Genomic DNA, 7525 nt, shown 5'->3' with positions numbered 1-7525 from the left:
CCTGCTGATTACGGATATTGGTATCGACCATATCCTTGATCACTTGTTTGCAGTCATTCCCCTCGCAAGTGCGGGCTTGGTGCGCAAAGTTGTCCAGCTCATTCACGCTCAGGAAGTTATTCTCAATAACAACGCATTCCAGTGCGAAGTTAACCATCGAACACCGATTTTCCTAATGCCCTCAGTCAGTTACACCCCGTTTTTTTCCAATGTGCGTTCACCGCCGAACCCAAAACCCCCTGACGCGCTTTTCGCCCCTGAACGCCCGTTTTTCCCGCCGTGACCTTGTCAGGGTAGCGCCTTTTTCGGCAACGGGCGAACGTCGCCCAACTCGTTTGGGCGGCGGGCGCACGTTCTGCGGGCGCGGGCGGCACAGAGCCCGCAAGCGGCGCCCCTGCGACGCTCTGAGGCACCGGGGCTTCGGGTTGCGCATGGGCCTTGCATGACCTCGCGGTTTTGTTCAGGGAAGCCCCCCCGGGGGGCTGCACGGGGCGGCGATGGCGAGCACGGGTACGAGCAACGAAGCGCAGCGCAGTGTGAGCCGCGCGCAGCCAGTGAAGCAGGGTTGGGGCGGGGGGCGATAAATTAGCGGAGGCCGCCAGGCCGACCTGCCTTCGGGGGGGTGACTGGAAGATAACGCGGCAGCTAAAGAAGAACTCGGGGTTGCCGATGGCCGGCTCAGACGCTGACAGCAGAAGGCGTCAGCCTTGTGCGCCGCACCCTCCGATGCTAACCCGCGGGGGCGCCAGACATAATGCCAATTATACGCATTAAGCCGCTCATCAATGCTCAGGCGATTGCCCGGGCTCACCGGCGCAGTGCGTATAATTCCCCCGCATTATGTTGAATAGGCGTTGGGCGGCCTGGACCGGCTCTACGGGGACGCCAGAGGTTAAGCCGCCTGACGACTATTTACCCCCGCGTGCGCCGATGCCAACGGGCAGTCCGGCCACGGTCTGCCCCCACACCGAACCCGCCCAACTCGACGGGGGCATGCGGACGGTCAGCGGGTATCGGGGGGGCGGGTTGGCGTCGGGCTGTCCGGCGGCGTGTCCGTGTCGGCGCTATCTTCGGCGTACAGGTCGGCCAGTAAACCCACTTCATCGGCGTCGCTGACCTTTTCATCCACCATTTGCTCCGCCGGGTGGGTGCTGGCGTGCACCGCCTGCAAGGCCCGGATAGAGACCTGCGTGTACACCTGGGTTGACTCCACGCTCGCATGCCCCAGCATCGCCTGTATCCAGCGCAGGTCTGCGCCGTTCTCCAGCATCTGCGTTGCCATCGCGTGCCGGAACAGGTGACAGCTCCCCTTTTTCTCAATGCCGGCGGCCCGGATATACCCGCTCACGGCATTCGTGATACCGTTCGGCTGCAACCCGTCGAGACCGTCCATCGCCACGAACAGCGCCTGAATGTCCGGGGTGACCAGCAGTTGCGGGCGAACCTGTTGCTGATAGAACTGGAGCCAGCTTAAGGCCCGTTCGCCGAGGGGCAATACCCGGTCTTTATTGCCCTTGCCCTGCCGGATAGTCACGGTTTTGCGTGACCCGTCAATGCTGTAGATATCAAGCCGCGCCACTTCACTGCGCCGTATCCCTGTTGACCAGAGCAGCTCCATCAGGGCCCGGTCGCGCGCGCCCTGCAACGTATGCAGGTCAGGCTGCGACAGGATATGCTCTATCTCATCAATGCTCAGGATATACCGCGGCAGGCGTTTCTCTTCCCGCGGCAACTCAATGTCCGCTGCCGGGTTCGCCAGTATCAGGTTCTGTCGGGTCAGCCATTTGAACCACACCTGCAACGGCTGCAACTGCGTGCGCTGGGTGCGGATACTCAGCGGCTCCCCGTTGGTCTTGCGGTACTGATACAGATAACGCTGGTAACGTTCCAGTATTGGCCGCGTGATATCCGCGGCAGAGTACAGGCCCCGTTCGGTGGCCCACAGGATAAAGCGATAGGTGTGATGGGTCTGCACTTTCAATGTCGTCTCCGACCAGTTCCGCTCCTGCCGCCACGCCACAAAGCGCAGCAACAACGCATACAGGCTCTTCGGGTCGTGCGCGGGACCGACAGGCTGACGGTAGACGTCATCAACGGTCAGGAGACTCCCCTTGCGGGGTTTACGGTTTGCCATGATTTACCTCTGTTTCGGATTGGGGATGGGCGGCTAAGGCCGCGGGCAGCGGTGCCAGTTTATTTTTACGCCTGATAACAGCTTCTTGTGTGCCCTCAACTTGAGAAGCCGCCAACCCTTACTGTATCTGGTTTGAGTCCATATTTTCCGATACCAACTTAGCCCCAACTTGGGGGCAACCTGATACCAACTTGCTTGTGCTTGAGTCCAACTTACGTTCATCGCCTGCCACATCCGCTTGAGAAGTTTCATCCCCGTCAGGCGGAGACAATGACCGGCGTTTCTTTTTTCCTTTTATTAATGCATGCTTGCCATCCCCAACTTGCAACGCTTCCAGCCCTTGCTGTATCTGGTCTGGCGTACTATTTTCACCCTCCAACTCAGTCCCAACTTAAGGGCAACTTGATACCAACTTGCTTGTGCCTGAATCCAACTTGCGTTCATCGCCTGTGCTTTCATCCCGTGTTTCAGCCACGTCCAGCAACCCGCACAGGTGGGCGGCGCCGTTGTCTTCCCCGTCCCACAGCAGTTCATAATGCAGCAGGTGCCCCCGGCTGCCGCCGTGCAACAGCAGGTATTCCATTTCAGCCAGCCGCAGACAGTGCACTTTCAGTTGGTTATCGGTCCAGTGGGTGAAGGCGCGGATATCCCGCCGGGTAAAGCGCACTTCGTTTGGCTGGCAGTGCTGGTGCTGAGCGATGTGGCCGACCATCTCCTGTATTAGCAACAGCAACTTGCGGGTCTGCGGCGGCATTTCATCCAGCGTGCGCCCCAGCACCTCATGCGCCAGTTGGTTGGCCAGGGCAATGTCCGCTTTCGTGACCTCGATATATTCAATCACTTGCCCGCGATGCGTCGTTTTCTTCACTTCCCGCTGGTATTGGTGCAGCAACGCAACGGCCTGTATCAGCGTCAGGTATTTCATGTGGTCGCGCCGCATCCGGGTTTTGTCTGACAGGAACGTCAGTTGATGGGCGTAAGGATTCACTACTTTCAGCGGCCTTAACAGGCGCTGGGCGTTCTGGTGCAGTTGAGTCAGATAGCCTTTCTCCGAGTCAGCCAGCAACCCGGCCAGCGTCTGACGGTGCCGCTGCATCGCATGGATGGCTTGCGTCTGCTCGCGCGATTCGTTGACGGTCAGCACCAGACAGCGGTTCAGCAGCTCTTCATCCACATCAATGGCCGTCGTCGTTAACATCAGCATGACCGGTCCCTGTACTTTGTATTCCCGCGTCACCAGCTCGCCACTTTGTTCGTTCTTGCCGGTGCTGGCGATTTTCAGCTCGCCGTCCGACTGCAACAGTTTCAGGGCATAGGCCGCCTGCCGCACGCCTTCTTCTTCGGCTATCGCCAGTATCTTGTGTTGCAGGCTGGTTTCCCCCAGATAGTACAGGCTCTGTCCGGTCATCGCCGAGTACTGGATACGCTCCTCTTCCGGCATCAGGTTCAGCACGGCGTCCATCAGGGAGGATTTCCCTGCCGCGCTGCTGCTCTGGATTAACACGGCCAGCGGTTTATCCAGTTTGCGCGAGACTGCTGCGAGATACCCGGTCAGCAGATTGGTCGATTCGCCGACCACGCCACAGGCGGCCATGTCGTTGATAATCTGTTCTGTCAGGTTTGGCGATGTCAGCAACGCCAGCGCGGCGGCTTCATCTTCCGCGCTGACCGTCACCGCCGTTGTCCCTGAAGCTTCGGCCTCCGCTCTCTGCTCAGCATCCTGTTGCTGCTCCAGCATCAGCAACACCCGCCCGGCCTCGCGTTTGATGACCGACAACTCGCATTCCAGTTCAGACGCTGCCGTGCTGATGTAGTTCTGCCGTGAACGGGCGTGATACATATCCAATGTATCGACATGGAACAGGCCGGACGTTTCATCACGCACCTGCACATTGACTTTCATCACATCAGGCACCGGGGATTTTTTCATCCCCCGTATCCGCCAGACCCGGGGGCCACTTTTCATCAATAGTTCACCGCAGGCCGTACGCTCACAGGGCACCGGTGTCACTGGCGACTCAGGGCGGGCAGCTAAGGAAGCCGGTTGAGGCTCACTGGCGCTTTGTGGCGGTTCCGCCGCCCCCGAAGTCGCTGGCCGTTCATGCTGGAACACCGTACCCGGTGCCGTTCCCTGTCCCAGCCAGACCGCCTGTTGCAAGGCCAGCCCCAGCGCATGTTCGGCGTTGCCACTTTTCAGCGCATAGTCATTGGTATCCATGCCCGGCGGGAACTGCACCCGCCATGCCTCGATACCGGCTTCCAGTAAGTCAGCGGCCACACTGGCCGCGCCACGGTCTCCGGCCTCATCGCGGTCAAAGGCGATCAGCACCCGTTTCACGCCGTGATACTGCAAAGCTTCAAGGTGATCACGGTTAAACCCATTCCCCCCGAACGCGGCGATCACATTGCGTAACCCGGCACACCAGAAGGTCATGGCATCGATCAGCGCTTCGCACAGGATAATTTCCGAAGCGGCTTTCATCGCTTCCTCATTCCAGACCCCGGCCAGTGGCGAGGGCAGGTACAGATGCTTTGGGCTGTCTTTCAGCACTTTGTAATCCGGCTGAGTTCGGCGGCCATACAGTTGCAACACCCGTCCGCGGCTGGCCACACTGGCCGATTCGGCCCAGCCGATAACGGGCACAACAACGCAGCCCCGGAAGTGGTCCTGCCGGGTGGTGGTACGCAACACGCCCAGCCCAGCCAGTTTGTCGCGCAACTGCTGCCCCTCATTACTCGATTTCGACGGCAACAACCCCGCTGAACCGCCGATCCCGTGATTGCCTGCGTACCCCAGCTTAAAGTGACTGACCAGTTCAGGATGATGCAGTCCGCGTCGTTCCAGCCAGGCTTTGGCTTCCGGTGATGCCAGTAAGTTCTGATGATAAAAATCAATCACCTGATGCAACAGCGCCTGCCCGTCATCGTCAAGGTCAGCCAGTTTCGGGCGCGGCAAGGGAGCGGCCTGTGATTCCTGCTGGGCGGCTAAAGAAGAGGCTGCCACAACCGTATTGTCCATGTCCGGCAGCCCGGCCAGCTCCCGCAGCCGACGGATAGCGATTTTCAGCGTCACGCCTTCCGTTTGTATCACCCAGTCCAGCACCGACCCCGCCGCGCCACAGCCAAAGCAGTGATACAGGTTCTTGGCAGGCGATATCACCATTGAGGGTGTTTTCTCGTTATGGAACGGACAGCGCAGCACATAATCCTCACCGCGTTTTTTCATCGAACGGCCTTGCTTACGCGCCAGTCCCAGCAATGAGACAGTTTGCTTTAAGTGGGCTAAATCGGTATCGGGAACGCGGGCCATCGGTTACCTCCTGTAAAAACCTGTCAAGATGCTATATTGATATTTAAAACATATCTGATAAGATATCTAAAAACAAGCTTTTTAAAAGGGGGATATATAGTGATATCAAGTTCAACAACCTGGTTTCTCGATATGCAGTTCCCTGAACGGCTTACCACATTACGCAAGGAGCGCGGGCTCACTCAGCAGGCGCTGGCTGATATGGCTGGTGTGGCAGTTTTACAGATCCGGCGCTATGAGGGAGGCTCAGCACAACCTACCTTAGAGGTAATACGTCGCTTGGCTATTTCGCTCGGTGTCAGTGCGGATATGCTGGTTTTTGATGAACAGGAGCGCGGTCCCAGTGAGCGACTACGTTACCAATTTGAGGCAATTTCTCGTATGCCACAGTATGAGCAGGAGGTTATTAAAGAATTGCTGGATGCAATGATCATCAAAACTCAGATTGCCGGCACAATGGCCTGTATCTCAACAACAGCGAAGGAAGAGAGTTAACACAGCACGGCGCTGAAGTGCGGGAACACTCCAGCGCCGCTAACCATCACCAACTATCAGAGGTAGTTCATCATGGCTAAATGCGATTCTAAAGCAAAAACCATTACAACTAAAGGGCAGGCTGTAAAGCCACGGTATTACACCGTGGGCTACCGGCCTAACCGGGGCAAGCCCAATCCGTACCCGCAGCTCACCATTAAGGGACGCTGGCTGGCCGCGCTGGGGTTTACCACGGGGAAGCCCATCACTATTACCAGCGAAGCCGGACAGTTAATCATTCAACTGGCTGAGAATGACTGACGGCTAAAGGAAGAGTCCAGATTTGAGCTGGACTCTTTGGATAACAACAGGTTAAGGTTGATAATCCTCATATTCCCAGGCAAAGACACGAGATAGTTTTTGCGCTATCTCCATCCAATCTTGCCCCTCGCACTGATCGATATAGTTTGTAATGGTCTTTTTAATTTCATCCAAATTATACTCACGTACCAGAAGCGTATGACGTATCAATTCCGGCTGCCAATGATGATTACACAGCCATTCAGGTGTACAGATAAAAAGATCAAAATATTCACTCCCACTTTCCAACTCAGGCCCGATTAATAAGGATAAGGTTATATTAATAGTGCCGTCATCTTCACCGGAGTACATAACTGGATCTTTATGCATACAATCTATGCCTTTTAGTACTGCTTTCACTAATGCATCCTCTTTTAATCCAGAATATTTAAATGACCGTTTCTAGTCTTATTTATTTTTCCTTTATAATCAATAGAATAAGTTTCAAAATTGGCTTGCACACCAGTAGTGGCATGGGCACTATTAGGTTTCTCTGATGGCGGTCTATAACCTCTCGTACCATCCGCACTAACCCAGCCATTTCCAGTAGTCTTCTTGGCTCCATCTCCTACCCAGATTTTGCCTAATCTATCCGCTTCTGCTCGAGTTCCAGTACCAATGCCATAATTGAGCTTACCATTATCACCTTTAACTACAGCCGCCAACCTTGGGTCTTGCGAAGCAATATGACTGAGGTTTCGTTGCACTAAGTCTTCTTTTAACTTCGGATAAGTTGCCGCATTTTCCGCACCACTTGTGTTTTTCCCTGCTAACTCAGGCTGAGCATCTTTGCCGGCATTATTTTGCGATGATTTTGGTGACGACTTTGGCCCTTTGGCTCCCTCCATCACAATAGGCAACGTCATCGCCATTGCAGCGGCAGTCTCCTTACTCATGCCCATCGCTTCAAAGCGTTTTGTCCAGCCGAGTTCGCCTACCTTGCCTGTGGCAGCCTGACCTAACGTATTCACCGCCGACAGGTAATTTCTGAACTCAACCGGCAATGTGCCATCCCGGTCCATATTTTTGAGGGTACGTTCAAACACCGGCCACTGATCAACCAGATAACCATACTTCTGCGCACACTGGTTCGGGTTGCTGTTGCAGAAATCCATCATTTCCTGCTGATTACGGATATTGGTATCGACCATATCCTTGATCACTTGTTTGCAGTCATTCCCCTCGCAAGTGCGGGCTTGGTGCGCAAAGTTGTCCAGCTCATTCACGCTCAGGAAGTTATTCTCAAT

General features: G+C 55.7%; 6 protein-coding genes and 2 pseudogenes. 3 read left to right on the top strand and 5 right to left on the bottom strand.

The window, feature by feature from the left end; genetic code table 11:
- A pseudogene (locus AACQ83_RS22880) lies at nt 1-283 on the top strand (hypothetical protein); the annotation flags it as partial.
- A gap of 720 nt (nt 284-1003) precedes the next feature.
- Here the strand turns inward: AACQ83_RS22880 and xerC are convergent.
- The 3 genes from xerC to AACQ83_RS22870 form a co-directional block, all read right to left on the bottom strand.
- Complete coding sequence (gene xerC, locus AACQ83_RS22875) at nt 1004-2134, bottom strand: site-specific tyrosine recombinase XerC (protein ID WP_112876408.1); 1131 nt, start codon at nt 2132-2134, stop codon at nt 1004-1006.
- Between the two features lie 118 nt (nt 2135-2252).
- Nucleotides 2253-2513: a hypothetical protein gene (locus tag AACQ83_RS24815; RefSeq protein ID WP_370446038.1), complete on the bottom strand. Its 261-nt coding sequence runs from the start codon at nt 2511-2513 to the stop codon at nt 2253-2255.
- Between the two features lie 12 nt (nt 2514-2525).
- A complete protein-coding gene (locus tag AACQ83_RS22870; protein WP_370446039.1) occupies nt 2526-5444 on the bottom strand; it encodes a CHC2 zinc finger domain-containing protein in 2919 nt (972 codons plus the stop codon).
- A 132-nt stretch (nt 5445-5576) separates the two neighbouring features.
- On the opposite strand from AACQ83_RS22870, the gene AACQ83_RS22865 reads away from it, so the two are divergent.
- Both AACQ83_RS22865 and AACQ83_RS22860 read left to right on the top strand, forming a co-directional pair.
- Complete coding sequence (locus AACQ83_RS22865; protein WP_011147857.1) at nt 5577-5939, top strand: helix-turn-helix domain-containing protein; 363 nt, start codon at nt 5577-5579, stop codon at nt 5937-5939.
- Nucleotides 5940-6011: 72 nt separating this feature from the next.
- Entirely contained in the window at nt 6012-6239 is a 228-nt protein-coding gene (locus AACQ83_RS22860) for a SymE family type I addiction module toxin (RefSeq protein ID WP_112876409.1), read from the top strand.
- A 51-nt stretch (nt 6240-6290) separates the two neighbouring features.
- Here the strand turns inward: AACQ83_RS22860 and AACQ83_RS22855 are convergent, their stop codons facing one another.
- Nucleotides 6291-6638: an immunity 8 family protein gene (locus AACQ83_RS22855; protein ID WP_011147859.1), complete on the bottom strand. Its 348-nt coding sequence runs from the start codon at nt 6636-6638 to the stop codon at nt 6291-6293.
- A gap of 14 nt (nt 6639-6652) precedes the next feature.
- Nucleotides 6653-7525: pseudogene (locus AACQ83_RS22850) on the bottom strand (hypothetical protein); the annotation flags it as partial.

This window comes from Photorhabdus sp. S10-54, from assembly GCF_963878145.1.
GTDB lineage: Bacteria > Pseudomonadota > Gammaproteobacteria > Enterobacterales > Enterobacteriaceae > Photorhabdus > Photorhabdus kayaii.
This window is presented reverse-complemented; position numbering and strand designations above follow the sequence as displayed.

Bases quoted from the DNA above. Each gene is read 5' to 3' on its own strand.
- AACQ83_RS22870 (WP_370446039.1), bottom strand. From the start codon at position 5,444: ATGGCCCGCGTTCCCGATACCGATTTAGCCCACTTAAAGCAAACTGTC.
- xerC (WP_112876408.1), bottom strand. From the start codon at position 2,134: ATGGCAAACCGTAAACCCCGCAAGGGGAGTCTCCTGACCGTTGATGAC.
- AACQ83_RS22860 (WP_112876409.1), top strand. From the start codon at position 6,012: ATGGCTAAATGCGATTCTAAAGCAAAAACCATTACAACTAAAGGGCAG.
- AACQ83_RS22865 (WP_011147857.1), top strand. From the start codon at position 5,577: ATGCAGTTCCCTGAACGGCTTACCACATTACGCAAGGAGCGCGGGCTC.